Source organism: Marinococcus halophilus, from assembly GCF_002265875.1.
GTDB lineage: Bacteria > Bacillota > Bacilli > Bacillales > Marinococcaceae > Marinococcus > Marinococcus halophilus.
Window position 1 is genome coordinate 171607 of the sequence record NZ_NPFA01000005.1, and the last position, 25872, is coordinate 197478.

Sequence of the window (25872 nt, forward strand, 5' to 3'; positions counted from 1 at the left end):
CGTCTTTTTTTGTATCTGCGCATATTTCCCGGGAAATATTGTTGCCCGGCCGGTTCTGGAAGGCTTTATAAAAGGAACAATGGCAGATATGTTTTAAAGTGAGGCTGTGGTAAAATATGCGATAGCTATACACCACGGAGGTGCAGAGATTGAAGAGAAATAAGCTGAAAACAGCAGGGGTCTCCTGCGTAGCGGCTGCAGTCATCTGGACGTTTGGCAGTATGCCAGTTCAAGCGGCAGAGCCTGATATAGAAGCAAGCGCTTCGATTATGATAGATGCAGACACAGGGCAGATAGTGTATGAAGATAATACAGAAGAGCTGCTTTCTGCGGCCAGCATGTCCAAAATGATGACAGAATACATAGTAAACAAAGCAGTTGAAGAGGGCGATATCAGCTGGAATGATGAAGTGGCAATCAGCGAGAAAGTCCGTGAACTTTCTCTTCAAACCAATTTATCAAATGTGCCTCTTCGTCAGGATGAGACCTATACGGTCAAAGAACTTTACGAGGCTATGGCCATTTATTCTGCGAACGGGGCGACCATTGCTTTGGCAGAACATATTGAGGGCAATGAGGCAGCTTTTGCCGACCGGATGAATCAACAGGCCGAGGAGCTTGGCATGGAGAAGTATGAATTCGTAAACGCGACCGGGCTGAATAATTCTACGATGATGGGGTATGCACCGGAAGGAAGCGGTAAGAGCGCAGAAAACATGATGTCAGCCAACGATACGGCCTTGTTGGCTTACCATCTGTTGGATGAATATCCGGAAGTGCTGGACGTGGCAGGCGTGCCGAAAAAAACATTCAACGAAGATTCGGAAGAATCAATCGAGATGATTAACTGGAATAAAATGCTTCCAGGTCTCCAACAGGAGTACGAAGGAGTGGACGGGCTGAAAACAGGCACAACTGACTTGGCCGGAAATGCTTTTACCGGGACGATCGAACAGGACGGAAACAGATATATATCAGTTGTGATGAATGCAAAAACAAAAATGTCACGTTTTACAGAAACGGCTAAACTGTACGATTATGCTGATCGGGAACTTGAAAGCCAAACGCTGGTGGAAAAAGGAGCAGAAATCGGCAGGGACTCCTCTATTGAAGTAGAAAATGGCCAGGAAGAAAACATACAAGTAGCAGCAGGAGAAACACTGGAGCTGATTTCTTCAGAGAATAAAGAGCCCGAATATGAGATTGCTGTATCTAAAAATGAAGCCCCAATCGAAAAAGGCGAAGAAGTGGGCACAGTAGTTGTTACAAACAGTGAAGCCTCTTATATACAGGGCAGAGCCAACCGTACCGAAGTACCTCTGGTAGCGGCAGAAGCCGTGGAGAAGCGCGGATGGTTTGGTAACATGGTGCAGAACATTGGCAATCTGTTCAGCGGTTTATAGAACAGAGCCACTGATGAATAAAAGCTTTCTTGAAGGCTTTTTTGGCTTAAAACAAGATGCTTTATCCAGATATAGTATAGTGTTATAATAGGACTACTGAGCGTTATTATTACACCACAAAAAATGGTGGTAAAAGATAGAATATTGGAGCTGGAGGGCTGGAATATGGCAGAGAGAGGAACAGATCGGATTAAAAGAGGCATGGCTGAGATGCAAAAAGGCGGCGTTATTATGGACGTCGTCAACGGAGAACAGGCGAAAATCGCCGAGGAGGCAGGAGCCGTAGCTGTAATGGCCCTTGAACGGGTGCCTTCAGACATTCGGGCTGCTGGCGGCGTAGCGCGCATGGCAGATCCTACAATCGTTCAGGAGGTCATGGAGGCTGTATCGATCCCGGTAATGGCAAAAGCCCGTATCGGCCACATCGTCGAAGCACGTGTGCTCGAATCGCTGGGTGCTGATTACATTGATGAAAGCGAAGTCCTCACCCCGGCAGACGATGTGTACCACATGGATAAAACAGAATATACAGTCCCATTTGTCTGTGGAGCCCGTGATCTTGGAGAAGCGGCCCGCCGTATTGGTGAAGGAGCTTCCATGCTTCGTACAAAAGGGGAACCGGGCACCGGTAACATTGTGGAAGCAGTACGCCACATGCGTTTGATTCAGTCTCAAATCCGCAAAGTAATCGGCCTGTCGAAAGACGAATTAATGACAGAAGCGAAAAACCTTGGTGCCCCGTACGAACTGCTGCTTCAAATCCGTGAAGAGGGCCGCCTGCCGGTGGTTAACTTTGCTGCAGGCGGAATAGCGACGCCAGCCGACGCCGCTTTAATGATGCAGCTGGGCGCTGACGGTGTATTTGTGGGCTCCGGTATTTTCAAATCCGAATATCCGGATAAATTTGCCCGGGCTATTGTAGAGGCGACAACACACTATGAAGATTACGAACTGATTGCTAAGCTGTCCAAAGGGCTGGGTACTGCAATGACCGGGATGGATATTTCCCAGCTCGAAGGCTTTGACCGCATGCAGGACCGCAGCCAGTAATATAATACAGGGGGTTTTTACTCATGATGAAAATCGGCGTTTTAGCTCTTCAAGGCGCTGTTCGTGAACATGTTAAAGGTTTAGAGGCCCCTGATACGGAAGTTATTATCGTAAAACGGCCGGAACAGCTTGAAGAAATTGATGGGCTGGTATTTCCGGGAGGCGAAAGCACGACGATGCGGCGTCTGGTGGAAAAATATCAATTTTTTGAGCCGCTGCAGGCGTTCGCCAAAGCAGGGAAGCCAGTGTTTGGCACGTGCGCCGGCCTGATTTTGATGGCGACCGACGTGGTGGGCGAGCCGGGAGGCCATCTTGAACTGATGGATATGACGGTTCAGCGTAATGCATTCGGACGCCAGCGGGAAAGCTTCGAAACCAGGCTTTCCATTCGCGGAGTCGCAGACGATGCCGAAGCAGTATTTATCCGGGCTCCACTGATTACGGAAGTTGGACAAAACGTCGAAGTGCTCGCAGAGTATAACGATGAAATCGTAGTAGCTCGGCAGGATCATCTGCTTTCCTGTTCTTTTCATCCAGAGCTGACGAACGACCGCAGATTTCACCAGTATTTCGTACAAATGGTACGGGAAGCGCAAGCGGCAGTGAATGTGTAAATACAATCGCGTTGATGGACAATAGTACTTCTGCATTTTTTCTTCAGAGAGTCGGTGGCTGGTGTGAACCGATGAAAATGCAGGGGGAATCCCGTCCGGAGTAAAACGGTGAACATCAGTAGCCGTTTTCGGCTTGTCCCCGTTAACGGATGAAAGAAAAGCCGGCAGTGACGTTTACTGCAACGAGGGTGGCAACGCGGGAAATTAAAGTCTCGTCCCTGATTCACAGGGGCGGGGCTTTTTTATAATATATAAAATAGATAACTATACAAGGGGGAAACACACTTATGCTTGACCCTAAACGATTGCGAAATGATTTTGATGCAGTGAAAGCCCAGCTTTCGAAACGAAATGAAGACATTAGCGAATTAGATTCTTTTGAAGCGCTCGACCGGGAACGCCGGGAACTGATCCAGGAAACAGAAGAGTTGAAGCAGCGACGTAACACTGTATCTGATGAAATCGCAGCTAAAAAGAAAAACAAAGAAGACGCCGATGAACTTATTACGGAAATGCGGGACGTATCAGGCAGGGTTAAAAAGCTGGACGAACAGCTACGTGAAAAGGATGAACGTCTGCAGCAGATTCTGCTTTCCATTCCAAATGTTCCACATGAAACAGTACCGGTCGGAGAGGATGAATCAGATAACGAAGAAGTTAGAGCCTGGGGAGAGCCGCCGGTGTTCGATTTTGCACTGAAGCCGCACTGGGATATCGGCGTCGATTTAGACATGCTTGATGCCGAACGGGCTGCAAAAGTAACCGGAAGCCGGTTTATGTTTTATAAGGGCGCCGGAGCCCGCCTTGAGCGGGCGCTGATTCAGTTTATGATGGACCTGCACAGCGATGAACACGGCTATGAAGAATTGATCCCTCCGTACATGGTCAATCGAAGCAGCATGACCGGCACCGGCCAGCTGCCGAAATTCGAGGAAGACGCTTTTCAGATCCAGGAAGAGGATTATTTCCTTGTACCAACAGCAGAAGTGCCTGTTACCAACATGCACCGCGAAGAAATTCTTGCAGGTAAAGAACTGCCAAAAGCCTATACGGCGTTCAGTGCGTGCTTCCGTTCTGAGGCAGGCTCTGCAGGACGTGATACCCGCGGCCTGATCCGCCAGCACCAGTTTAATAAAGTGGAGCTTGTACGCTTTACAACACCAGATGAGTCGTATAAAGAGCTTGAAACATTGACCGGTCATGCTGAAAAAGTGCTTCAGCTGCTTGAGCTGCCATACCGTGTGATGAACATGTGCACTGGAGATTTAGGTTTTACGGCCGCGAAAAAATACGATATCGAAGTATGGCTCCCAAGCTACGAAGATTACAAAGAAATTTCTTCCTGCAGTAATTTTGAGGACTTTCAAGCCCGGCGCGCCAATATTCGTTTCAAACGGGACCGCGGGGCGAAAACAGAATTCGTGCATACGCTAAACGGTTCTGGGCTCGCCCTTGGACGTACAGTGGCGGCAATTATGGAAAACCATCAGCAGGAAGACGGTAGCATCAAGATTCCTGAAGTGCTGCGTGGATATATGGGCAATAAAGCATACATTACAGCGAAATAGGCAGATTTTAAAAAACTCTGGACGCTTTAGGCGGCCAGAGTTTTTCATAGTTATGCAAAATAACTTCAAAGAAGCAATTGAAATGAAAGCGCTGACATTGTAGTATGAAAAGTATATTTGGCCTGTTTTCGAATCATAACATCGTTATATAATCTTACAAAAAAATTCATAAAAATCTTTCACGAATATTGCAATAATAAGAACAATTACTTATAATTACGTTAATCCACCCCGGTAATTGTTACGAAATTACTAATGTTAATTGTTTTATCTCGGTAATTCGTAATAACGAATACACGGTCATCAAGGTGAGAATGAGACAAAGAGAAGGGATGCCAATGAGCGTTTCATTAGATCAAGTAGATATGTCGATACTTGGGTATCTGCAGGCAAACGGCAAGGAATCCTACAGTGAAATCGCCCGTTGCCTGGGAGTGAGTGAGGGGACTGTCCGTTCAAGAATTAACAAAATGCTCCGCTATAACGTCTTTGAATTTATCATACATACCAATCCAAATAAAATTGGCCTTGATGTGCAGACGATTATCGGGCTAAGCACAAAGCTTGGAATGCAGGACGAAATTGCGAGTAAGCTGCAGCGTTTTTCCGAAGTGCGGTTTGTCGGTGCTTTCTCCGGCAACCACGATTTAATTTTACAGGCTTATTTTCGAAATAACGAGGATTTAGTGAATTTTGTTAACAGGGATTTAGCGCAAATTGATGGAATTTTGAACGCTGACGTGAACGTTGAGTTAAAGCAGTACAAGGATTCCTTTTCTTATTTAACTCCTTAACGGAACAACATTAAAGGTGGTGGTACCGCGAGCGAGGGTAAAGCCGGGAGCATTTAATTTGCTGTGTAGTACAGAACCAGCAGTAAAAGATCCAGGGCAATAAGCGCCGCAGTCTGAATGAAAAGAACACGGAAAAAAGAGGTCTCGATGACCTCAGAAGGCGGAAGCCGTTGTTCCCAGCCCTGAGTTGAAGGCCTGGAGGGGGCGAGCCGATGAGCTACTTTTCGAAAGCTGTGAGTAATAGCATCGAAAAATCCTCCGCGCATTACAAAAGCTGCAATGAAAACGATTAGATAAAACAGCCCTACATAAAACACATAATTAATCACATTCAGCAGCCCGAATGCCGGAGAAAAAATGAAAAACAGCAGGCCGGCAATTATTAAATTAGCGGTGAATACGGAGAGATTCAGTTTCCAATGCATATGCGGAACTCCTTCAGGATATTTATAACGCCCATCATTATAGCATAAATGCAGGCCGTCGCTGAACGAATCATTTTATTTACGAATAATTGCCCTGTGTACAAAAACATTAGTGCTTTTCGTATAGACAAAACGAATAAATTTTCATTTTCGCAAAAAATTAAAAAATTAATGAAAATATTCGCAAAATCTTGTATACTTTGTGAATGCAGAGAAAACAGAAATTTTACACAATAAAGACATAAAAGTTTTGGGGAGGTCAACATATCTTATGAAAAAGACAAAATTGACAGTATTAGCTTCTGCATTAATCTCGAGTACAGTACTTGCAGCGTGTTCCGGCGGCGGGGGCGGAGAGTCCGGCGGAGACGGCGGCAACGGCGGTGGTGATGGAGGCGGCGAAGGCCAGGCAAGCGGCGAGCAGGTTATCAACATCTCGCAGTCGGGCGATATTCCTTCCATGGACCCTTCACTTACTACAGACCAGTTCGGCATCCAATGGTCGGGGGAAATTTATGAAGGACTTTACCGTCTTGGCGAGAATGCGGAAATCACTGACGGCGTTGCTACAGGCGACCCGGAAATAAGTGAAGACGGAACGACTTGGACGTTTAATCTTCGGGAAGATTCTACTTGGACAAACGGAGACCCTGTAACAGCCGAGGATTTCGTTTATTCCTGGCAGCGGGCGGTAGATCCGGAGACAGCTTCTGAGTACGGACCTTATATGATGGGGGGCGTCATTGAAAACGCTACTGCCATCAGCGAAGGCGAAATGGAGCCGAGTGAACTTGGAGTGGAAGCTGTAGATGAACATACACTGGAAGTTTCTCTTGAAAAACAGACGCCATATTTCGAATCTCTGACAACATTCCCGACATTCTATCCTCTAAATGAAGAGTTTGTGGAAGAGCAGGGTGATGATTATGCCTTGAACCCTGATAATATGCTCACAAACGGACCATTTACAATGGAAGAATGGAACACCGGTGACAGTATGGCATTCGTGAAAAATGAAGACTATTGGGATGCAGATACTGTACAGCTGGAGGAAATCAACGTACAGGTAGTCAAAGAACCTTCCACAGGCACGAACCTGTACGAAACCGGTGAATTGGACCGCACGGAGCTGACTGCGGAATTTGTGGATGAGTACAGCACGAACCAGGACTACCGTGCAGTAGAACAGCCAACTTCCTGGTACGTTAAAATGAACCAGGAAAATGAAATTCTTGCGAACGAAAATACTCGTAAAGCCATCCAGATGGCCGTGAACAAAGAAGACTTAACAAATACTATCTTAAACAACGGCTCCATGCCTCTGGGCGGCCTGATGCCGGGCAACTTCGTTTTCAGCCCTGAAGGAGAAGAAGATTTCCGCGAAGTAAACGGCAACCTCTCAGCAACTGACAAAGAGCAGGCGCAGGAGCTTTGGGAGCAGGGTCTTGAAGAAATTGGCGCCGATAGCGCAGAGCTAGGTTACCTCACAGGTGATACTGAATCAGCTCAAAACATTAGTGCATATCTCAAGGAACAGTTAGAGGGCACTCTGGACGGGTTAACTGTGAACGTGCAGCAGGTGCCGTTTCAGGAGCGTCTCGATCGTGACACTAACATGGATTATGACCTGTTAATGTCCGGCTGGGGTCCTGACTATGTGGACCCGAACACATTCATGAACCTGTTTGTTACAGATAGCGGCAATAACCACACTGGTTATTCCAGTGAAGAATACGATTCCTTGATTGAAGAAGCAAACAACGAGTTAGCTGACCAGCCGCAGGAGCGTTGGGACAACTTCCTCGAAGCAGAAAAGCTTCTGATTGAAGAAGACGCAGTAATTGCTCCAATGTACCAGGAAGCCCAGGCTTATCTCTGGAACCCGGAACTGCAGGGAGTTATCGTTAACGCTGCGGGGCCTGATTTTGAATACAAGTGGGCTTACGTCAACGAAGATGCTACAGAGGAATAAAAACTAAATAAAATAATATTTTCAGGGGGCAAGAGAGTATATCCATAATAATTGGCTTATGCTCTCTTTTCCCTTGTTTCCTAAACTTAAAGGATTCACAACATGACTAACACCACGACATTTACAAGGAGGAAAAATGTATGGCACGTTATATTGCCACCAGAATCGTATACATGGCGATTACTTTATTTATTATCGCCAGTGTTACATTCTTTTTAATGAAATTGATGCCCGGCACGCCTTTGAGCTCGGCTGATCGTTTGTCAGAATCCCAACAGCAGATTGTGCTGGAACAGTACGGCCTGGATAAACCGGTGCCGCTTCAGTATGTGGACTATATGCTGGGGCTTGTGCAGGGAAACCTTGGTATCTCCTTTCAGTTTGACAATCGGGAAGTAACCGAAATCCTTGGAAACCGGATCGGCCCTTCTCTACAGCTGGGCATTCAAGCGCTTTTCATTGGCTCGATTTTAGGAGCTCTTTTAGGGCTAGTCGCGGCTATTTTTCATAACGGTATTTTAGACTTTGGCTCTACGCTGCTTGCGGTTATCGGGACTTCGATTCCGTCCTTTATTTTTGCGGGGCTGCTCCAATATTTTCTGGGCGTGCAATGGCAGTTGTTCCCGGTTGCTACTTGGGGAACGTTCGCTCATACAATAATGCCGACAATTGCGCTACTTATATTTCCGATGGCTATTTGCGCGAGGTTTATGCGTACAGAAATGCTGGAGGTATTAAACAAAGATTATATCACTACAGCAAGAGCTAAAGGCGTCGGCTGGACAGCAGTTATTTTCAAGCACGGACTGCGCAATGCCCTGATTCCTTTGATTACGATTCTGGGGCCGCTTGCAGTAAGTCTTTTAACAGGAACTCTTGTTATCGAACAGATCTTTGCAGTACCGGGGATCGGGGAGCAGTTTGTCACCGCCGTAACGACGAACGATTACCCAATGATCATGGGAACGACCCTGTTTTTCAGCTTCTTATTTGTTCTGATTATTCTAATCATCGATATTCTTTATGGCATCATTGATCCGAGAATCCGCCTGGATGGAGGGAAGTAGAAGTTATGCAGCACGAAAACGAGAAAGAAAGAAAATACGACAAAGAACTATTCTCTCCAGCTGATGTACGGGAAGAGGACATGGAGCAAATTAACCGTCCGAGCCGGACGTTTTGGCAGGATGCCTTCCGGGCGCTGCGTAAAAACGTGGCAGCGATGATTTCTTTAATAGCATTATTACTTATTGTGTTTTTTGCTATCTTTGGCCCGATGATGAATGAATATACGCCGAGAGAGCAGGACTTATCACGGTCAAATTTACCGCCAAAAGTTCCTGTGCTTGAAAATATCGGCTGGCTGGGTATGGACGGCCAGGAAACATATGTTTTTGAAAATATTACAGCGGAGCAGGCCCAAACAAACGCAGAAAGCCGGTTCGGCAACGAAGATTATGTTCAATATGAAACGTTAAGCGAAGGCGATGGCTCTGTAGGCTCTGCCCAGGTGCAGGTCAACGTGGACAGTTACGCGGCAGCCGGAGTAGAAGAAACCAACTTTTGGTTCGGAACGGACCGGCTGGGAAGAGACCAGTGGACAAGAACGTGGGACGGCACGAGAGTTTCCCTTTTCATTGCTCTCATTGCCACGCTGCTTGACTTATTTATCGGTGTCGCCTACGGCGGTATTTCCGGCTTCTTTGGCGGTAAAACGGATAACATTTTACAGCGTCTGTTAGAAATACTTTCCGGTATACCGAACCTTGTCATTTTAATTCTTATGATTGTTGTCCTTGACCCGGGGATTCTCTCCATATCGCTTGCGATTGCGATTACTGGCTGGATCGGTATGTCGCGTATTGTCCGGGGAGAAATCTTAAAGCTGAAAAACGAAGAATTTGTGCTGGCTTCCCAAACGCTTGGACTGTCAAATTCAAAAGTAATCACTAAGCACCTTGTACCGAATACTATGGGCTTAATTATCATTAACACGATGTTTACGATTCCAAATGCGATTTTCTTTGAAGCTTTTCTGAGCTTTATTGGTCTGGGGCTGCAGCCTCCGAACGCTTCGCTCGGGGTGCTGATTGATAACGGCTTTGATGCCCTGCAGACAACCCCGCACGTATTAATATTCCCGGCCGTTGTGCTGTCAGTGTTAATGATTGCCTTTAACATTCTGGCTGACGGTATGCGTGATGCGTTTGATCCGAAGATGCGCGATTAGAATGTGGGAGGAACGAACATGAGTAACGAAACCATTTTAGATGTAAAAAATTTAAGTGTTTCCTTTAAAACGCCAAACGGCGAAGTGCAGGCTGTAAGAGACGTCAGCTTTTCAGTTGGAAAAGGGGAAACCCTGGCAATCGTAGGCGAGTCCGGATCGGGCAAATCGGTAACGACAAAGGCGCTGATGGGCCTGCTTCCGGCACCGAAAGGGTATATTAAAAACGGCAATATTCTATACGGGAATGAGGATTTTGCCAAGCTGAGCGATAAGCAGATGACTAAATACCGCGGCAAGGATTTTGCGATGATTTTTCAGGATCCGATGACCTCCCTCAATCCGACGATGAAAGTAGGAACGCAGGTGATGGAAGGGCTGCGGATGCACCGGGGCATGAATAAAGAGGAAGCGAAAAAGGAAGCAGTACGGCTTCTGGAGCTGGTGCGCATCCCCGATGCAGAGGCAAGAATGAATCAGTACCCGCACCAGTTTTCGGGGGGCATGCGCCAACGGGTGGTCATTGCCATCGCGCTCGCCTGCGACCCGAAAGTATTGATTGCAGATGAGCCGACAACAGCGCTTGACGTAACAATCCAGGCGCAGATTCTGGATATTATGAAAGATATTCAGGAGGAATTTGAAACCTCGATTATTTTCATTACGCACGACCTGGGCGTTGTGGCAAATGTAGCGGACCGGGTCGCGGTCATGTATGCCGGTAAGATTGTAGAAATCGGCTCTGTGGACGAGCTTTTTTACAACCCGAAGCATCCTTACACCTGGGGCCTCCTTGGTTCCATGCCGACGGTGGACCAGCGGGAGGAAGAATTATTTGCCATCCCGGGAACGCCGCCGGATCTGCTTCATCCGCCAAAGGGCGATGCTTTCGCCCCCCGGAACCGGTACGCGTTAAAAATTGATTACGAAGAGCAGCCGCCAATGTTTCAGGTATCCGACACGCACTATGCAGCGACATGGCTGCTGCATGAAAACTCACCGGATGTACAACCACCCGCCTCAGTACAGCAGCGCATTGATGAGATGAACGGGAAATGGGAGGCAGGAAAGTAGATATGAGTGATGAGAAATTATTGGAAATCAAAAACCTGAGTCAGCACTTTAAAACAGGTAGAAAAAGTGTCGTACGGGCAGTAGACGGCTTGAATTTTGATATATACAAAGGGGAAACGTTCGGGCTGGTAGGAGAGTCGGGCTGCGGAAAGTCAACGACTGGACGCTCGATTATCCGCCTGTACGAAGCGACAAGCGGCGAGGTTTTGTTCAAGGGAGAAAACGTTCAGGGCAAGAAATCCAAGAAAGAGCTGAAGAAGTTTAACCGCCAGATGCAGATGATTTTCCAGGATCCATATTCATCGCTGAACCCGCGGATGAAGGTCATTGATATTATTGCGGAGGGCATCGATATTCACGGCCTGGCAAAGGATAAAGAAGAGCGTCGCCAGCGCGTATATGAACTGTTGGAGACGGTCGGGCTAAGCCGGGAGCACGCAGAGCGCTACCCGCACGAATTCAGCGGAGGCCAGCGCCAGCGGATCGGGATTGCACGTGCCCTGGCTGTGAAGCCGGAATTTATTATCGCTGATGAGCCGATTTCAGCTCTCGACGTGTCGATTCAGGCCCAGGTCGTCAACTTAATGAAAAAGCTCCAGCGGGAAGAAGAGTTAACGTATTTGTTTATTGCTCATGACCTATCTATGGTGAAATATATCAGCGACCGTATTGGCGTAATGTATTTTGGCCGTCTTGTAGAGCTTGCTTCGAGTGAAGAGCTTTACAAAAATCCGCTGCATCCATATACGAAATCACTTTTATCTGCGATTCCCCAGCCTGACCCGGTCCACGAACGCACGAGACGCCGGCTGGCTTATAACCCGGAAGATCATGACCAGAGCGAAGAGCCTGAATTTCGGGAAGTATCAAAGGATCATTACGTGCTGTGCACAAGCCAGGAATTTGAGGAGATGCAGCAGCAGGCTCCGGTATAAACGGAAGTCCCCGTTCCCAAACTCATCAAGGAACGGGGAATTTTTCTTTCAATATGGGTTGATCAACGGGTAGGGCTGTGCTATGATTATCGTTGTCAGTCACCAAGCTACATATTTTTCAGCACGGAGGAGTACCCAAGTCTGGCTGAAGGGAGCGGTCTTGAAAACCGCCAGGGGCTTTGCGGCCCGCGGGGGTTCGAATCCCTCCTCCTCCGCCATTAATTTACCAGCGATAACTGCCCCAGACGGCAGTTTTTTTTAACGCCACTATCCGTTACGAGGGAAAAGAGGGCAGATGGCAATGGATCTACATACATATTGGATGCAGGAAGCCATCCGGGAAGCAAAACAAGCAGAAGCAGCAGGAGAAGTGCCAATTGGCGCGGTCATTGTTTATCAAAATGAAGTGATCGGGCGGGGAAGAAATCGTCGGGAGGAAGATCAGCAGGCGTCCGCTCATGCTGAGATGATTGCCATCCAGGAAGCCTGTACGTTTTTAAACAGCTGGCGGCTTGAAGAATGCACACTTTACGTCACGCTTGAGCCCTGTCCGATGTGCGCGGGAGCTATTGTGCAGGCCCGGGTGCCCTCCGTTGTTTTTGGAGCACATGACCCAAAGGCAGGCTGTGCCGGGACGTTGATGAACCTTCTTCAGGAGGAGCGCTTTAATCATCGCTGTGACGTTACTGCTGAAGTTGAAAGATCCGCTTGTGCTGATCTCCTCATTTCATTTTTCCGCCAAATGAGAGATCAGAAAAAGAATAGAAAGAAAGAAAACGGGGAATAGCTCTACAATCGTTTAATTCTATTTGGAATATAGAAGCGTACCGTGCTATATTTAACAGGATTATTGAATAAACAGGGGGTTTTCCAGTGCGTTCAAATCAATTTACCGTGGAAACGGCACAGAAGTTGTCTGAAAAGCTGAATGTCCCGGCTGAACAAATTATGCATACGCCGCCTCATCTGATTAAAGAAAAAATCGCTGAGTGGGAAGAAAAAGAAGCAGGTAAAAGCCCGCACAAATCTATGTCTGCCGATTGAATCTCATCGGTTGCATAATACTGAAAAAATAGATATACTTATTATGCGCTTCGATAAGAAGTGCCTAAATATAGTGAACCCATTTGCCGTGCTAAGTGGGGAGGTAGCGGTGCCCTGTACTTGCAATCCGCTATAGCAAGACCGAATCCCTTTCCGAGGCTTTATTTTTGTAGGGTCTGCCCTGCGTAAGTGGTGTTGACGCCCAGGTTCTGCGCAACGGAAACCCGCGAACCCTGTCAGGTCCGGAAGGAAGCAGCAGTAAGCGGATTCTTCCGTGTGCCGCAGAGCTGCCTGGGCCGAGCAAACTGCGCAGGTAACGCTTATGAAAGTATTGTCGAAGAAAGGTGCACGGCTCTATAAACATATCATTCAAACGATTCCGTCTCAGGGGTCGTTTTATTTTTATATTCAAGTACGAGCTCCCGGCGTTTGAGTTTTGAAAATAGCTTCATAAATAGGTATAATGAATAAAGAAAGAAACGGAAATGAAGGGGGGAAACATGGTTGGGCCATCAAGCTTTATACCGGATGTGGCGGCCGCAGCTGCTTGAAGACGTAGTCGGCCAGGAACATATTACAAAAACGCTTCAGAATGCCCTTGTGCAGGAAAAATTCTCCCATGCTTACTTATTCAGCGGGCCGAGAGGGACAGGAAAAACGAGCGCCGCTAAGATCTTCGCCAAAGCGATCAACTGCGCGCAGGCTCCAACAGCTGAACCATGTAATGAGTGCGACGCCTGCACGGGCATTATGGACGGTTCAGTCGTTGACGTGATAGAAATTGATGCCGCCTCCAACAATGGTGTGGATGAAATTCGTTATATCCGCGAAAACGTGATTGCCGCTCCGAGGGATATCCGTTATAAAGTGTATATTATCGATGAAGTTCACATGCTGTCGACTGGGGCTTTCAATGCGCTGCTGAAAACATTGGAAGAACCTCCGAAGCATGCTGTTTTTATTTTAGCGACGACGGAACCGCATAAGATTCCGCTCACGATTGTTTCCCGCTGCCAGCGTTTTGATTTTAAGCGTATCCAGCCGGAAACCCTGGTGGAACGCATGAAATATATACTCGGGGAGCAGCAGGAAACAGCGGAAGAACAGGCGCTTTACCTGATTGCCCGGGCGGCTGAAGGCGGCATGAGAGATGCCCTCAGCCTGCTTGACCAGGCGATGTCGTTTGCTGAAGAAGCGGTTCGTGCAGAAGACGTGCTGGCAATCACCGGTGCGGTGTCGCAGCAGTTTTTAACAGACACCGTACGTGCATTGAAAGAACAGAATACAGCTGAAGCAGTGCAGGCTGCAGATCGTCTGGTGAAGGAAGGCAAAGATCCGGTCCGTTTTATGGAGGACATCATCTATTATCTCCGGGATATGCTGCTGAACCAGGCAGCTCCGGGCATGCAGGAGCTATTGGACCGGGCCACGCTTGACCAGGAATTTGAAGCCCTTTCCTCGGAGGTGCCGGCAGAATGGATTTACCAGAGGATTGATCAGTTAAATAAAATTCACCAGGACATGCGCTGGTCAAGCCATCCTAAAATCTTTTTGGAGGTTGCTTTGATTCAGTCCTGCCACACGTCGGCCAAGGAGGCTGCTCCAGTATCGGAAAGCGGGGCTTCCGATGAGAGAACGGCCCGCCTGGAAAACCGCATCGCGTCGCTTGAAAAAGCCCTGAAAGAGAAACCGGCGGCGCCTGCGGCTCCTGAGCAGGCCCCGCCGGTGGCGGAAGAGCCCAAGCCTGAACCGGCTAAGCGTGCTTCCAAAAAAGGAGCTACTTCTTTCCCTTCCCAGGGTAAAGTCAAAGAAATCCTAAAAACAGCGACGAAGCAGGAGCTGCAGGACCTTGCCAATCAATGGAACAGCGTCATGAATGCAATGCGGGCAAGAAGTGTGCCCGGCCACGCCTGGCTGAACAACTCCAAACCGGTGATTGTCAACGAAACGGCCGTGCTCTTGTCTTTTAAAAACGAAATGCACCGCAATATGATTGAAACAAAGTTCCGGGAAGAAGTTATTGATGCCCTGCGGGAAATCACGGGGAAAGAACTGGAGCCGTATACGATCCTTTCAAATGAATGGGAAAGGATTAAGGAAGAGTACAAACAGCACCAGCAGGAAAATGGCACAGAGGCAGCAGAAAGTGAAGCGCCGGAAGCACCGGAAAATTCACAGGAAGAACCGCCGGACCCACTGGTGGAAGAAGCAGTGAGGCGCTTCGGCTCTGAGTTTGTCGAAGTGGTGGATCACTAAATATGAGGAGGAAATTAAAATGAAAAACCAGGCAAATATGATGAAACAGATGCAGAAAATGCAGAAGGATATGCAGAAGGCTCAGGAAGAGCTGAAGGAAAAATCAGTAGAAGCAACGGCTGGCGGCGGAGCTGTAAAGGTAGTAGCTTCCGGCGACAAACAGATTTTAGACATTGAAATTGATGAAGATGTGGTTGATCCAGATGATGTCGAAATGCTCCAGGATCTCATGCTTGCAGCAATGAATGAAGCACTGAAGAAAGTGGATGAGCTTGTTGAGCAGGACATGGGGAAATTTACTAAAGGAATGAACATTCCCGGAATGTTCTAGGAGGAGATCAGGTGCAGTATCCGACACCTATTTCGCAATTAATTGACAGTTTTATGAAGCTGCCCGGCATCGGCCCAAAAACGGCCGGCCGGTTGGCTTTTTATGTATTAGATATGAAAGAAGACGATGTGCTTGAGTTTGCCAAAGCGCTTGTTAACGCAAAGCGGGAGCTTACGTATTGCTCGGTCTGCCACCACATTACCGACACGGACCCATGTTATATCTGCCAGGACAAGCAGCGTGACCGCTCTGTCGTGTGCGTGGTACAGGACGTTAAAGACGTCATAGCCATGGAAAAAATGCGGGAATTTTCAGGGCTGTATCACGTGCTGCACGGGGCGATTTCCCCTATGGACGGCATTGGGCCGGAGGATATTAACGTGCCCGACCTGTTAACCCGGCTCCAGGATGAACAGATTCAGGAAGTGATCATTGCGACGAACCCGACCATTGAGGGGGAAGCTACAGCTATGTATATTTCGAAGCTGCTAAAGCCGACCGGCATGAAGGTAACAAGAATTGCTCATGGTCTGCCGATCGGCGGGGATTTGGAATACGCTGATGAAGTAACATTATCAAAAGCCATTGAAGGACGTCGCGAACTGTAAGGGGATTTGTATGCCACTGAAAAAAAAGCTGAAAAAAAAGGAGCTCGAACGGCTGAAGGACCATATCTATGCTGCGAAGGAAAAAATGGAACAGTACCAGCGGCTTTTAAATAAAAGCGTGGAGCCTTCGGAAGAGCTTACGATCCAGTTCAAAATTCATCAGGCCAAATATGTTTTTTTACTCAAAGAAGCAAGGCATCAGAGGTATGAAGTAAAAACAAGTCCGTTTGCTTTGGAATAATACAGTAAAGTCGTTTCAGGCTTTTGGCACTGCCGGAGCCTGGAGCGGTTTTTTTACATAATACTAAAATCTCAGATTAAGAAAGTAGATATTATTCAAATTTTATTGTATTACTTCATTGAAACCCTCGTGATACGATTGCTTTTGAAAGCGATTACATTAATGAGGGGGATACATCATGGGGAGAACATGGAAAAAGCCTGTGGCGGCTTCACTGGCCGGAGTACTGGCTCTTGGGGGGCTCGCTGCCTGCGGTAATGACAGTGGCAGCGGAGGAGATGACGACGTCGTAACACTCAGTTACTGGAAATCGGCAGACACAGGCCGTCCGGACTTCGAAGCATTTATGGAGGTAGTAAACAAATTCAACGATGAACATGAGGATATCCAGCTGGATGTGAATACAACGCCCAATGATGATTATCGTACAAGGTTAAATACGAGGGCTGCCGGCGGAGATCTGCCGGATGTATTCCAAGTATGGCCAGGGGCAGAACTGCGCCCGCTTGTAGAAGCCGGAGCGGTAGAGCCAATCGATGATATTGAAGATTACTGGCTTGACAGTGGTTTGCTGGAAGAAGGATCTTTTGATGAATTTACAATAGAAGACAACACATACGCAGTACCGGTGAATAGTAACCCGACGCATTTTATATATTACAACAAGGACATGCTGAGTAAGGCCGGATATGACAGCTTTCCTGAAGATTATGAAGGATTTCTGCAGCTTATCAAAGATTTGAAAGAAGAAGATGTAACTCCAATTTCTCTTGGGAATTCAGGAGGATGGGTTTTGCAGTCAGTCTATATTTCCACAATAGCGGATCGATTTACCGGTCCTGACTTCCTGGAGGGCGTGGAAAATGGAGATAGAAAATTTACTGATCCTGAGTTTATTCAGGGCCTTGAAGTCATCGAAGAATTGAACAACATGGAAGCTTTTAATAACGATTTGAATACGATTGACAGTATACAGATGATAGACCAGTTTCTACAGGAGGAGTCCGCCATGGTAATGGACGGTAACTGGGCGGCTACTGAAATTATCGAAAATAAACAGGAAGATCAGGATATCGGCATTACTACTATTCCTTTAGGCGATCGTAACAGCATCTCAAATACTATGGGAAGCGCAAGCGCGATTAACAGTGATATCTCTGACGAGAAAAAAGAAGCAGCCAAAGAATTCTTAAAATGGCTCTACAACGAAGAATTGTTTAAAGAACTTCAATCAGTGGGCCGGATTGTGCCAACGAATGTGGAAAATCCAAATGATGAACTAGATCCGCTAATAAATGAAATGATGGAAATTACGCAGGAAGCCGAAAATGCGCCAGTGTATGACGCCACTCTTACGCCGAGCTTAAATGATGAGCTTGAAAACCAGCTGCAGGCTTTAACCCTTGGAGAAACGACTCCGGAAGAAATTGGGGAAGCCCTGCAAGACGAAGTAGAATAATTAAGCCGTTCTGTTATCAAACATGATTTCATATATACTAAATAAAAGGAGGATGACCGGATTTCAGGTTTATCCTTCTTTTTGTTCCAGGAAAGGAGGGCGGTGTAGTGCGTAAAAAGCTTCCAATAAAGGACTGGAGCCTCAAAACAAAATCAACCATCATATTTCTCTGTCTGGCTACGCTCCCTATTTTAGCCGTGAGTGCCATCTTTTTTTACCAATCCAACAATATCCTCCGCCAGCAGGCGCTTGAAACGTCCAACCAAAACCTTTCCTCTATTGAAGCTGATTTAAATAATACGATGAGAGAGATTGAGGATATCTCGGAATATATTATATATAATAACGAATTTTACCAATATTTGACCTTTGAAGACGGGGAGGCCACAGTAGAAGAATTCAGCAACATGAATGAAAATCTGCGTGCATTTTTTACCTTTCATTTAACAAATAAAAACTACTTCCAGTCCGTGTTTATTGAAGGAGAGAATGGACGTTCCATTATGATGGGGGACTATATAGAAAACGAAAATAAAAAGTGGATCACGGCTTCGAGAGAGCGGGAGGGACAGGTCCTGTGGACAGATCCTTATGAAGTGCAGACAGGTTTTCCGACTGAAGAGAAAAAAGTGATCAGCCTGTTTCGCCAGATTAACAGCCGATATGATTTCACCAACTCGATAGGAGAGGTACGCATCCACTTAAATGAGCAGCAATTGTATGATTACTTGATGAGTGACCTGGAAAATGAGTCCAGCGACTTATTTGTGTTGAGGGAAGATGGAACGTTAATGCTTCATGCAGACAAAGAAACCGCTGGGCGTTCTTTTTCCGACCAAACTCTTATGCGGCGCATAAAAAATGAACAGGAAGAGCCCTTCAAATACAGCTACAACGGTGAAGATTATTATGTTTCTTCCAAGCAGCTCGAAGATTTATATCTTGTTTCCATGGTGAAAGAATCGTATATAGCAACAGAGCTTTCTAACGTACGTCACATTACTGCCGGAATTATCATTGGCACCATTATTTTAAGTATTCTTGTCATTATAGGTTTTTTCATGTTCGTGTTGAAACCGATCGGGGCATTAACACGAGAAATTCGAAGAGTGGAAAAAGGTGATTTTACGGCCCGGGTCGAAGTCGCTTCCAAGGATGAAATCGGAACATTAAGCAGACGCTTTAACCGGATGGTGCAGGAAATTCAGTCACTGATCAATACGAAGTACAAGCTGGAGCTTAAAACAAAGGAATCAGAGCTGAAGGCGATGCAGAGCCAGATCAATCCGCATTTTCTATATAATACCCTGGATATGATTCGATGGTCAGCGAGGCTAGAGAAAGCTCCAAATACCGGTAAAAGCATCGAAGACCTTTCCCGGATTTTTCGGCACACGTTAAGTAAAGGCAACACCTGGGTGGGCGTTGAAGAGGAATTAGTAAGTGCGAAAAGTTATCTGGAGCTTCAAAAAAGAAGGATGGGGGCAAAGCTTCACTACTCGTTGTTTGTAGAGACAGGATTGGAGCACGTGCCGGTGATGAAAATGATCGTGCAGCCCTTAATTGAAAACAGCATCGAGCATGGAATGGGGGCAAAGAAGCAGACAATTCATATTAAGGTTCGCGCTTACCAGCTTGAAGAAGCGCTGATTATAGATGTTATAGACAATGGAGTCGGTATTGAAGCGGAGGATATTAAAGAATTAAAAAGCAGCGCGCCTGAGTCACGACAAGGGTTTGCTCTGCAAAATATTGAGAAACGCATTGCCAATACTTACGGGGAGAGATTTGGTCTGAATATAGTGCCGGCGGCAGAAGGAACGCATATTCAGATTCGTTTTCCTATTCTGAAAGAAAAAAATAATGAATCACACCTCAACAAAGAGGAGGGGGAGACAAATGGCAACGAAAATATTGATCGTGGATGATGAACCTATGATTTGTGAAGGGCTTTCGCAAACGATCGACTGGGAAAGCATTGATGTAGAAGTAAAAGGAATAGCCTATGATGGCCTGCAGGCATTGGAGATATTGAACAAGCATAAAATAGATATAGTTCTTACGGACATTACCATGCCTAACATGGACGGTCTTGCTTTAACGGAAGAATTGACAGCGCTTCATCCGTATGTGGAAGTGATTATGTTCAGTGGCTATGACGAATTTGAATATGCCAGACAGGCTCTGCGGCTGGGGGTAAACGACTTTTTACTGAAGCCGATCGATATTGAAGAGCTGCTGTCTATTGTAAAACGTCTTCAGCATAAAAAAAGTTTCTCTGAGAATAATTATAGTGATCTTCGGGAGCAACTAAAGCTTACGATACAAAAACAGTTATTTCGTCATTATATTACGACTGAAGAAATTAATCGATGGGAGAAGCACTATAAAAGCTGCTGCGTAGTGGTCGCAGAAATAAAAGAATATGCCCGTGGGAAGGAAAAAATAGAGCAGGAAGGGCAGAAAGAACATTTGATGGCAATGATTGAAGAAAAAATTGCGGTATGGAGCCAGCAGTTCATCCGTATATGGAAGCATGAGAACGAATGGATATATGTATGCTGCGGGGATGACTCAAGCCTGTCAGTAACAGAGGATCACCTCGAAAAACTTCAAAAGCAGGTCGAAGCAAAAGGGATAAAAATGCAGGCAGCGTTATCCGCCCCCGGCTCCTTTCAAGACATACGAGTGCTTTATGAACAAGCAGACACACTTTTAACCCTTATCAGAGGAACCACTAAGGGCGTTACAGTGGGAGGGAACGATGAGCTTCAGGAAGCTTCTTTTTCTGCCTCAAAAGCCTTCAAAGACCAGCTGGCCGTTTGTATTATGGGAGGGCAGGCGGCAGAAGCAAAAGAGCTGGTACAGGAAGTATTTGATGAACTAATCGAAAAAGATACAGCCGTTGATCCAGTCTTCCGTATAATGAGGGAGCTTGAAGTAGTAATAAAGAATAAAGTGTTTTCCCAAGTCCAGGAACGAACATTTGATATCAACGAGTTTAAGCTTCAACAGGACGTTGATACGCGTATTTACAATACGCCCGAAGATATTCAAAGCTTCTTCATGGAGGATATGCTTCGCATGGCCGGGGCTTTATCAAACAGGAAGGAAACCAATTGGATCATTGATCAGGTGCTTTATTACATGAAACACAACTATCAGCATGATTTACAGGCAAAAGCGATCGCGGAAACCCATTTCATTACTCCTAATTATTTCAGTATATTATTCAAACAGGAAACGGGGCTGAGCTTTTCAGATTATTTAAATACCCTGCGTATCGAAAAAGCTTCAGAGCTGTTGTTGACTACGTCAAACCGGGTATTTGAGATCGCCGAGTATGTCGGCTACAGCGAATACAAATACTTTGTGAAGGTATTCAAAAAATATAAAGGAACGACCCCTACGCAATACCGCGCCATGAATACAACAAATACTCAATAAATGTGGATGTTATGTTAAAAAAGTCGATTTTTTGTCTCGGCAGCTCCTTTTATAATCTAAATGTAAGCGTTTTCTAAAAGGGGTGAAAAAATGCACTTGCTCAGAAGTCCATGGAAAATTGGTTTAGGTTTAGTGCTGCCATTGATTATTTATATGGTGTTTGGCATTATTCCGATTTTTATTTCTTTCTACTATTCCTTTATGGCCTGGGACGGGTTTTCTGCTATGAACTTTGTCGGAATAGAAAATTACGTTACTGCCTTTCAGGATTCGACGTTCTGGCTGTCACTGCGTAATAACATTTTGGTGGTACTTGCCTCTGTGCTTGGACAAATTCCGATTGGTCTGGGATTGGCTCTGTTATTAAACCGGAAAATTAAAGGAGCGAAGTTCTTCCGCACGATCGGTTTTCTTCCAGTGGTTATTTCGACTGTTGTAATCTCTATTACATGGAGGATGATCTACAACTCAGAGCAGGGGCTTCTTAACAATTTACTGGAGACTACAGGACTTGGTTTTCTCCAGCAGAACTGGCTCGGCGACCCGGATTCCGCCATATTTGCTATTTTAATTACGATAGTTTGGCAGTTTGTTGGCCTGTACTTTATTATTTTCCTTTCCGCCCTCCAGACGATTCCGAAGGAACTGCTTGAAGCAGCAGAGCTTGACGGGGCCGGGGAGTGGCACAAGATCGTACACATTACGCTCCCTTCCATCCGAAACGTCATTTTGGTCGCGATTGTTTTGTGCATAAGCGGCAGTTTAAAAACATTTGATTTGATTTATGTTATGACCCAGGGCGGCCCCGCGCATTCCACAGAAGTAATGGCCACCTATATGTACAGTGAAACATTTGAAGGCCTGAGCTACGGGTATGGAAGCGCGCTTTCGATTTTAATTCTCGTATTCAGCCTGATCCTGATTTTAATCACAACAAAAGTAATGGGTGTTAAGAGAGCATAAGGAAAGGAGAAAAAAATATGATGGGAAATAAAGCAGAGCCAAGAGAAATGACTGCCGTCGACCGGGACGCCGTGGCAAAAACAAAACGAAAGCTCCGTAGGACGCTCGTATATATCATTTTAATTTTATTTACAATCGTGAATGCGTACCCTATCTTCTGGATGATTATGAATGCTTTCAAAACGAGCCAGGATTTTTCATTAAACCCGTTCGGCCTCCCGGCTCAGTGGGTGTTTGAAAACTTTCAGGATGCGTGGGTCACGGCAAATATCGGCACTTTCTTCTTTAACAGCGTACTGGTTGGAGCGGCAGCTGTGTTAATTTCTATTTTTTCGGGCGCGCTTGCGGCGTACTTTTTATCCAGGTTTGAGTTCCGGGGGAAAAAGTTCATTTATGGATTTCTCGTGATCGGCCTTTTGATTCCAATCCATGCCACTCTTGTGCCAATGTATATTCTTATGCAGAATTTAGGGATTCTGAATACGTATTGGGCACTGATCTTCCCGTACGTGGCGTTTAACCTTCCTATCACAGTATTTTTACTTACTAGCTTTATGAGTTCTTTTCCGAAGGAAATGGAGGAATCAGCGATTATGGACGGATGCGGGGTATTTCGTATCTTTTGGTCCATTATTCTGCCAATGACAAGGCCGGCGATTGCTACGGCAGTTATCATCAACTTTATTAACAACTGGAACGAGTTTGCCTTTGCCCTGGTGCTTATCAGCGACGAAGCGCTTCAGACACTGCCGCTCGGCCTGGCAAACTTTGCAGGCGCCTACACAACAAACTATCCGGCTCAGATGGCGGGATTAACTCTTGTGCTGGTCCCTACAATCATTTTTTATCTGCTCATGGAAAAGCAAATTGTTGAAGGCATGACACAGGGAGCTGTAAAAGGCTGATACTTTGAATATGAAGGAGCTGAAAATATGTCTACTCATACAGTAACTATTCCTGAAAATTTTATGCTTGGGGCCGCGCTGTCGGCCTGGCAGTCGGAGGGCTGGTCCGGGAAGAAGGAAAGCCAGGATTCCTACATGGACCTTTGGTATAAAAACCATCGGCATGTCTGGCATGACGGCTACGGGCCAGCCATAGCCACGGATTTCCGGAATCGGTACAAAGAGGATATCAGCTACATGAAAACCATCGGCCTGACGCATTTTCGTACCTCGGTGAACTGGTCCCGGTTTTTAACCGATTATGAAAACGCTATCGTCGATGAAGAATATGCTTCCTACGTGGAAGACATGGTGGACGAATTAATCGCCCAGGGCGTGGAGCCGATGATCTGCCTTGAGCATTACGAGATTCCGGCCGAGCTGTTTGAACGGTACGGCGGATGGGAATCCAAGCATGTCGTTCGGTTGTTTGAAAAATACGCGGAACAAGTGATGAACCGACTCGGCGACCGGGTCAAACACTGGCTGACGTTTAATGAGCCCATCGTGCCGCAGACCCGCATGTATTTGGATGCGATTCGTTATCCGTTTGAACAAAACACTCAAAAATGGATGCAATGGAACTTTCATAAAACGCTTGCCACCGCCCGTGTCGTGAAATTGTTCCGGGAAAAACAGCTCGCGGAGCGCACCGGAGCGAAAATCGGTGTCATCCTCAATCCGGAAGTCACCTATGCCCGGTCGACAGCGCCTCATGATCAGGAAGCGGCGCACAAGCATGACCTGTTTTTTAACCGGATGTTTCTAGATCCGACAATCAAAGGGGAATATCCGGAAGAGTTGTATGAACTGATGCACAAGCACGATATTGCCTTTACAGCGGCCGAGGAAGACTTGGATACGATCCGCAGCTATACCGTGGACTACGTCGGACTAAATTTGTATTTTCCCCACCGCGTGCAGGCACGGACGTCCGGGTGGAACGAGCAGGTCCCGTTTCATCCAAGGTACTATTACGACCCCTTCGACCTCCCCGGGAAAAAGATGAATCCTTACCGCGGGTGGGAAATCTTTCCCCGTATTATGTATGACATGGCGATCCGCATGAAAGAAGAGTATGGAAACATCGAATGGTTTATTGCGGAAAACGGGATGGGGGTCGAAAACGAACAGCGATTCAAAAATGAGGAAGGCATTATTCAGGATGATTACCGGATTGCGTTTATTACCGAGCATTTATCGTGGCTGCTGGCGGCCATCAACGAAGGCGTGAACTGCCGGGGATATATGCTGTGGGCCTTTTCGGACAATGTCTCTCCAATGAACGCGTTTAAAAACCGGTACGGCCTCGTTTCCATCGACCTGGATAACAATCGGGACCGAACCATGAAAAAGTCTGCCTATTGGTTCCAGGATGTAATTAAAACCCGTAAACTTAAGGTGGAAGAAGAACCTTACAAATAAAAAGAACGGGGGATGAAATGAATACGTATCTGGCGGTGGATCTGGGCGGAACCTTTATGAAGTATGCTTTAATCACAGAGGAGGGCACGATTCAATTAAAAGAAAAAACCAAAAGCCCCGTTAGTATCGATGATTTAGTGGAAACAGTGGGAAGGCTCTCAGAAAAATTATTTCCCGTAAAGGCAGTCACGATGAGCTCGCCTGGGGCAGTAACCGAAGAAGGGGTGGTGCAGGGATCCAGCGCTCTTCCCTATTTACATGGCCCGAACATAAAAAACCTGCTGCAGAAACGAGTGCAGCTGCCGGTATATATGGAAAACGATGCGAATTGTGCAGCATATGCGGAAGTGTGGAAAGGAGCAGGGTCCGAGGTCCGGAATATGCTGTCGGTAGTTATCGGTACAGGTATTGGCGGGGCGATTATTAAGGACGGGGTGCTGCACCGGGGAAACCATCTACATGGAGGCGAGTTTGGCTACATGCTGTTAAATACAGAGGAGCCGGGGTTTAACCAGACGTGGAGCGGGCTGGCCTCGACACAGGCCTTAGTGCGCCGTTTTGCGAATGCTAAACAGAAAAATTCTGAAGACTATACGGGAGAAGATATCTTTCGGCTTGCAGATGAACACGATCAGGAGGCGGTTGAGGCTGTAGAAAAGTTTTATTATTATGTAGCGGCTGGGATTTACAATCTGCAGTATATGTATGATCCGGAATTAATTACTATTGGCGGCGGCATAAGCGCACGTGAAGACCTCATTACAAAAGTGAATGAAAAATTGGATGTGATTATGGCATCCCTGCCATTGGGAAAAATCAAGCCCGCTATCGCGGCTTTTAAATTCCGGCAGCATTCCAATCTTCTCGGAGCAGTTTACCATGGTCGGCTAGAGGAAATGAAAAAAGAGTAGCTGAAAACCTCCTTAGTATAAAATGTCGGATGTTCGGCAAAAGCAACTGTATAATATTAAAATAAATTGAAGAGCCGGGGAAGGGTTTATTCTCTATCCGGCTTTTTAGTGTATTTGATAAACAGGAGTTTAGGTTATTAACTATTCCAAAAAGGGAAGATAAGTACCGGGTAAAAGCATA

Annotated in this window: 24 protein-coding genes, 1 tRNA gene, 1 other RNA gene and 1 other annotated feature; of the genes, 25 read left to right on the plus strand and 1 reads right to left on the minus strand. The window is 46.4% G+C overall.

From position 1 onward, the window contains the following. Positions 1 to 149 precede the first annotated feature (149 nt). The 5 genes from CHL76_RS07140 to CHL76_RS07160 all read left to right on the plus strand — a co-directional run bounded on the left by CHL76_RS07140 (position 150) and on the right by CHL76_RS07160 (position 5429). A complete protein-coding gene (locus CHL76_RS07140) occupies positions 150 to 1403 on the plus strand; it encodes a D-alanyl-D-alanine carboxypeptidase family protein (protein WP_094908180.1) in 1254 nt (417 codons plus the stop codon). A 165-nt stretch (positions 1404 to 1568) separates the two neighbouring features. Further along, positions 1569 to 2453: a pyridoxal 5'-phosphate synthase lyase subunit PdxS gene (gene pdxS, locus CHL76_RS07145; RefSeq protein ID WP_079474460.1), complete on the plus strand. Its 885-nt coding sequence runs from the start codon at positions 1569 to 1571 to the stop codon at positions 2451 to 2453. A 23-nt stretch (positions 2454 to 2476) separates the two neighbouring features. Next, entirely contained in the window at positions 2477 to 3067 is a 591-nt protein-coding gene (pdxT, locus tag CHL76_RS07150; protein WP_079474459.1) for a pyridoxal 5'-phosphate synthase glutaminase subunit PdxT, read from the plus strand. Positions 3068 to 3069: 2 nt separating this feature from the next. Continuing rightward, positions 3070 to 3290, plus strand: a binding site (T-box leader). A 64-nt stretch (positions 3291 to 3354) separates the two neighbouring features. Beyond that, positions 3355 to 4635: a serine--tRNA ligase gene (serS, locus tag CHL76_RS07155; RefSeq protein ID WP_094908181.1), complete on the plus strand. Its 1281-nt coding sequence runs from the start codon at positions 3355 to 3357 to the stop codon at positions 4633 to 4635. Between the two features lie 338 nt (positions 4636 to 4973). Further along, complete coding sequence (locus CHL76_RS07160) at positions 4974 to 5429, plus strand: Lrp/AsnC family transcriptional regulator (protein ID WP_079474457.1); 456 nt, start codon at positions 4974 to 4976, stop codon at positions 5427 to 5429. Positions 5430 to 5482: 53 nt separating this feature from the next. Here the strand turns inward: CHL76_RS07160 and CHL76_RS07165 are convergent, their stop codons facing one another. After that, positions 5483 to 5854: a DUF3899 domain-containing protein gene (locus tag CHL76_RS07165; RefSeq protein ID WP_079474456.1), complete on the minus strand. Its 372-nt coding sequence runs from the start codon at positions 5852 to 5854 to the stop codon at positions 5483 to 5485. Between the two features lie 271 nt (positions 5855 to 6125). Between CHL76_RS07165 and CHL76_RS07170 the strand changes: the two genes are divergently transcribed. The 20 genes from CHL76_RS07170 (at position 6126) to CHL76_RS07265 (ending at position 25691) form a co-directional block, all read left to right on the plus strand. Beyond that, positions 6126 to 7826 carry a peptide ABC transporter substrate-binding protein gene (locus CHL76_RS07170; protein ID WP_079474455.1) on the plus strand — a complete coding sequence of 567 codons (1701 nt, stop codon included), beginning with the start codon at positions 6126 to 6128 and terminating at the stop codon, positions 7824 to 7826. A 140-nt stretch (positions 7827 to 7966) separates the two neighbouring features. Further along, entirely contained in the window at positions 7967 to 8893 is a 927-nt protein-coding gene (gene opp3b, locus CHL76_RS07175; RefSeq protein ID WP_079474454.1) for an oligopeptide ABC transporter permease, read from the plus strand. Between the two features lie 5 nt (positions 8894 to 8898). Then, entirely contained in the window at positions 8899 to 10056 is a 1158-nt protein-coding gene (gene opp3C, locus CHL76_RS07180) for an oligopeptide ABC transporter permease (RefSeq protein ID WP_079474453.1), read from the plus strand. Positions 10057 to 10074: 18 nt separating this feature from the next. Next, entirely contained in the window at positions 10075 to 11127 is a 1053-nt protein-coding gene (locus CHL76_RS07185; RefSeq protein ID WP_094908182.1) for an ABC transporter ATP-binding protein, read from the plus strand. A 2-nt stretch (positions 11128 to 11129) separates the two neighbouring features. After that, positions 11130 to 12062: an ABC transporter ATP-binding protein gene (locus CHL76_RS07190; protein WP_079474451.1), complete on the plus strand. Its 933-nt coding sequence runs from the start codon at positions 11130 to 11132 to the stop codon at positions 12060 to 12062. A gap of 125 nt (positions 12063 to 12187) precedes the next feature. Beyond that, positions 12188 to 12280, plus strand: a tRNA-Ser gene (locus tag CHL76_RS07195). Positions 12281 to 12363: 83 nt separating this feature from the next. Further along, positions 12364 to 12849 (plus strand): tRNA adenosine(34) deaminase TadA, encoded by a 486-nt coding sequence (tadA, locus tag CHL76_RS07200; protein WP_371862277.1) that lies wholly within the window; start codon positions 12364 to 12366, stop codon positions 12847 to 12849. Positions 12850 to 12935: 86 nt separating this feature from the next. Next, complete coding sequence (locus CHL76_RS07205) at positions 12936 to 13106, plus strand: YycC family protein (protein ID WP_079474449.1); 171 nt, start codon at positions 12936 to 12938, stop codon at positions 13104 to 13106. 86 nt (positions 13107 to 13192) lie between these two features. Further along, positions 13193 to 13458: signal recognition particle sRNA large type (gene ffs, locus CHL76_RS07210), an RNA gene on the plus strand. 152 nt (positions 13459 to 13610) lie between these two features. Beyond that, positions 13611 to 15362, plus strand: a complete 1752-nt coding sequence (dnaX, locus tag CHL76_RS07215; RefSeq protein ID WP_094908183.1) for a DNA polymerase III subunit gamma/tau — start codon at positions 13611 to 13613, stop codon at positions 15360 to 15362. Positions 15363 to 15381: 19 nt separating this feature from the next. After that, a complete protein-coding gene (locus CHL76_RS07220) occupies positions 15382 to 15693 on the plus strand; it encodes a YbaB/EbfC family nucleoid-associated protein (protein WP_022792923.1) in 312 nt (103 codons plus the stop codon). A gap of 11 nt (positions 15694 to 15704) precedes the next feature. Continuing rightward, positions 15705 to 16301: a recombination mediator RecR gene (gene recR, locus CHL76_RS07225; protein WP_079474447.1), complete on the plus strand. Its 597-nt coding sequence runs from the start codon at positions 15705 to 15707 to the stop codon at positions 16299 to 16301. 10 nt (positions 16302 to 16311) lie between these two features. Beyond that, positions 16312 to 16542: a YaaL family protein gene (locus CHL76_RS07230; RefSeq protein ID WP_079474446.1), complete on the plus strand. Its 231-nt coding sequence runs from the start codon at positions 16312 to 16314 to the stop codon at positions 16540 to 16542. A gap of 178 nt (positions 16543 to 16720) precedes the next feature. After that, positions 16721 to 18001, plus strand: coding sequence for an ABC transporter substrate-binding protein (locus tag CHL76_RS07235; RefSeq protein WP_094908184.1), 1281 nt, complete (start codon positions 16721 to 16723; stop codon positions 17999 to 18001). 107 nt (positions 18002 to 18108) lie between these two features. After that, entirely contained in the window at positions 18109 to 19929 is a 1821-nt protein-coding gene (locus CHL76_RS07240; RefSeq protein ID WP_094908185.1) for a sensor histidine kinase, read from the plus strand. Beyond that, complete coding sequence (locus tag CHL76_RS07245; RefSeq protein ID WP_158219097.1) at positions 19901 to 21448, plus strand: response regulator; 1548 nt, start codon at positions 19901 to 19903, stop codon at positions 21446 to 21448. The genes CHL76_RS07240 and CHL76_RS07245 overlap by 29 nt, the downstream gene beginning before the upstream one ends. A 90-nt stretch (positions 21449 to 21538) precedes the next feature. Next, entirely contained in the window at positions 21539 to 22411 is an 873-nt protein-coding gene (locus tag CHL76_RS07250; RefSeq protein WP_094908187.1) for a carbohydrate ABC transporter permease, read from the plus strand. Positions 22412 to 22428: 17 nt separating this feature from the next. Continuing rightward, positions 22429 to 23316: a carbohydrate ABC transporter permease gene (locus tag CHL76_RS07255; RefSeq protein ID WP_233133258.1), complete on the plus strand. Its 888-nt coding sequence runs from the start codon at positions 22429 to 22431 to the stop codon at positions 23314 to 23316. A gap of 27 nt (positions 23317 to 23343) precedes the next feature. Further along, entirely contained in the window at positions 23344 to 24780 is a 1437-nt protein-coding gene (locus CHL76_RS07260; protein WP_094908188.1) for a glycoside hydrolase family 1 protein, read from the plus strand. Positions 24781 to 24797: 17 nt separating this feature from the next. Then, positions 24798 to 25691, plus strand: coding sequence for an ROK family protein (locus tag CHL76_RS07265; RefSeq protein WP_094908189.1), 894 nt, complete (start codon positions 24798 to 24800; stop codon positions 25689 to 25691). Positions 25692 to 25872 lie beyond the last annotated feature (181 nt).

Coding starts and splice junctions, on each gene's coding strand:
- CHL76_RS07265 (WP_094908189.1), top strand. CDS start 24,798: ATGAATACGTATCTGGCGGTGGATCTGGGCGGAACCTTTATGAAGTAT.
- opp3C (WP_079474453.1), top strand. CDS start 8,899: ATGCAGCACGAAAACGAGAAAGAAAGAAAATACGACAAAGAACTATTC.
- serS (WP_094908181.1), top strand. CDS start 3,355: ATGCTTGACCCTAAACGATTGCGAAATGATTTTGATGCAGTGAAAGCC.
- CHL76_RS07235 (WP_094908184.1), top strand. CDS start 16,721: ATGGGGAGAACATGGAAAAAGCCTGTGGCGGCTTCACTGGCCGGAGTA.
- pdxT (WP_079474459.1), top strand. CDS start 2,477: ATGATGAAAATCGGCGTTTTAGCTCTTCAAGGCGCTGTTCGTGAACAT.
- CHL76_RS07185 (WP_094908182.1), top strand. CDS start 10,075: ATGAGTAACGAAACCATTTTAGATGTAAAAAATTTAAGTGTTTCCTTT.
- tadA (WP_371862277.1), top strand. CDS start 12,364: ATGGATCTACATACATATTGGATGCAGGAAGCCATCCGGGAAGCAAAA.
- CHL76_RS07260 (WP_094908188.1), top strand. CDS start 23,344: ATGTCTACTCATACAGTAACTATTCCTGAAAATTTTATGCTTGGGGCC.
- CHL76_RS07220 (WP_022792923.1), top strand. CDS start 15,382: ATGAAAAACCAGGCAAATATGATGAAACAGATGCAGAAAATGCAGAAG.
- opp3b (WP_079474454.1), top strand. CDS start 7,967: ATGGCACGTTATATTGCCACCAGAATCGTATACATGGCGATTACTTTA.
- CHL76_RS07165 (WP_079474456.1), bottom strand. CDS start 5,854: ATGCATTGGAAACTGAATCTCTCCGTATTCACCGCTAATTTAATAATT.
- CHL76_RS07250 (WP_094908187.1), top strand. CDS start 21,539: ATGCACTTGCTCAGAAGTCCATGGAAAATTGGTTTAGGTTTAGTGCTG.
- CHL76_RS07230 (WP_079474446.1), top strand. CDS start 16,312: ATGCCACTGAAAAAAAAGCTGAAAAAAAAGGAGCTCGAACGGCTGAAG.
- CHL76_RS07255 (WP_233133258.1), top strand. CDS start 22,429: ATGATGGGAAATAAAGCAGAGCCAAGAGAAATGACTGCCGTCGACCGG.
- CHL76_RS07190 (WP_079474451.1), top strand. CDS start 11,130: ATGAGTGATGAGAAATTATTGGAAATCAAAAACCTGAGTCAGCACTTT.
- CHL76_RS07160 (WP_079474457.1), top strand. CDS start 4,974: ATGAGCGTTTCATTAGATCAAGTAGATATGTCGATACTTGGGTATCTG.
- CHL76_RS07245 (WP_158219097.1), top strand. CDS start 19,901: ATGGCAACGAAAATATTGATCGTGGATGATGAACCTATGATTTGTGAA.
- pdxS (WP_079474460.1), top strand. CDS start 1,569: ATGGCAGAGAGAGGAACAGATCGGATTAAAAGAGGCATGGCTGAGATG.
- CHL76_RS07170 (WP_079474455.1), top strand. CDS start 6,126: ATGAAAAAGACAAAATTGACAGTATTAGCTTCTGCATTAATCTCGAGT.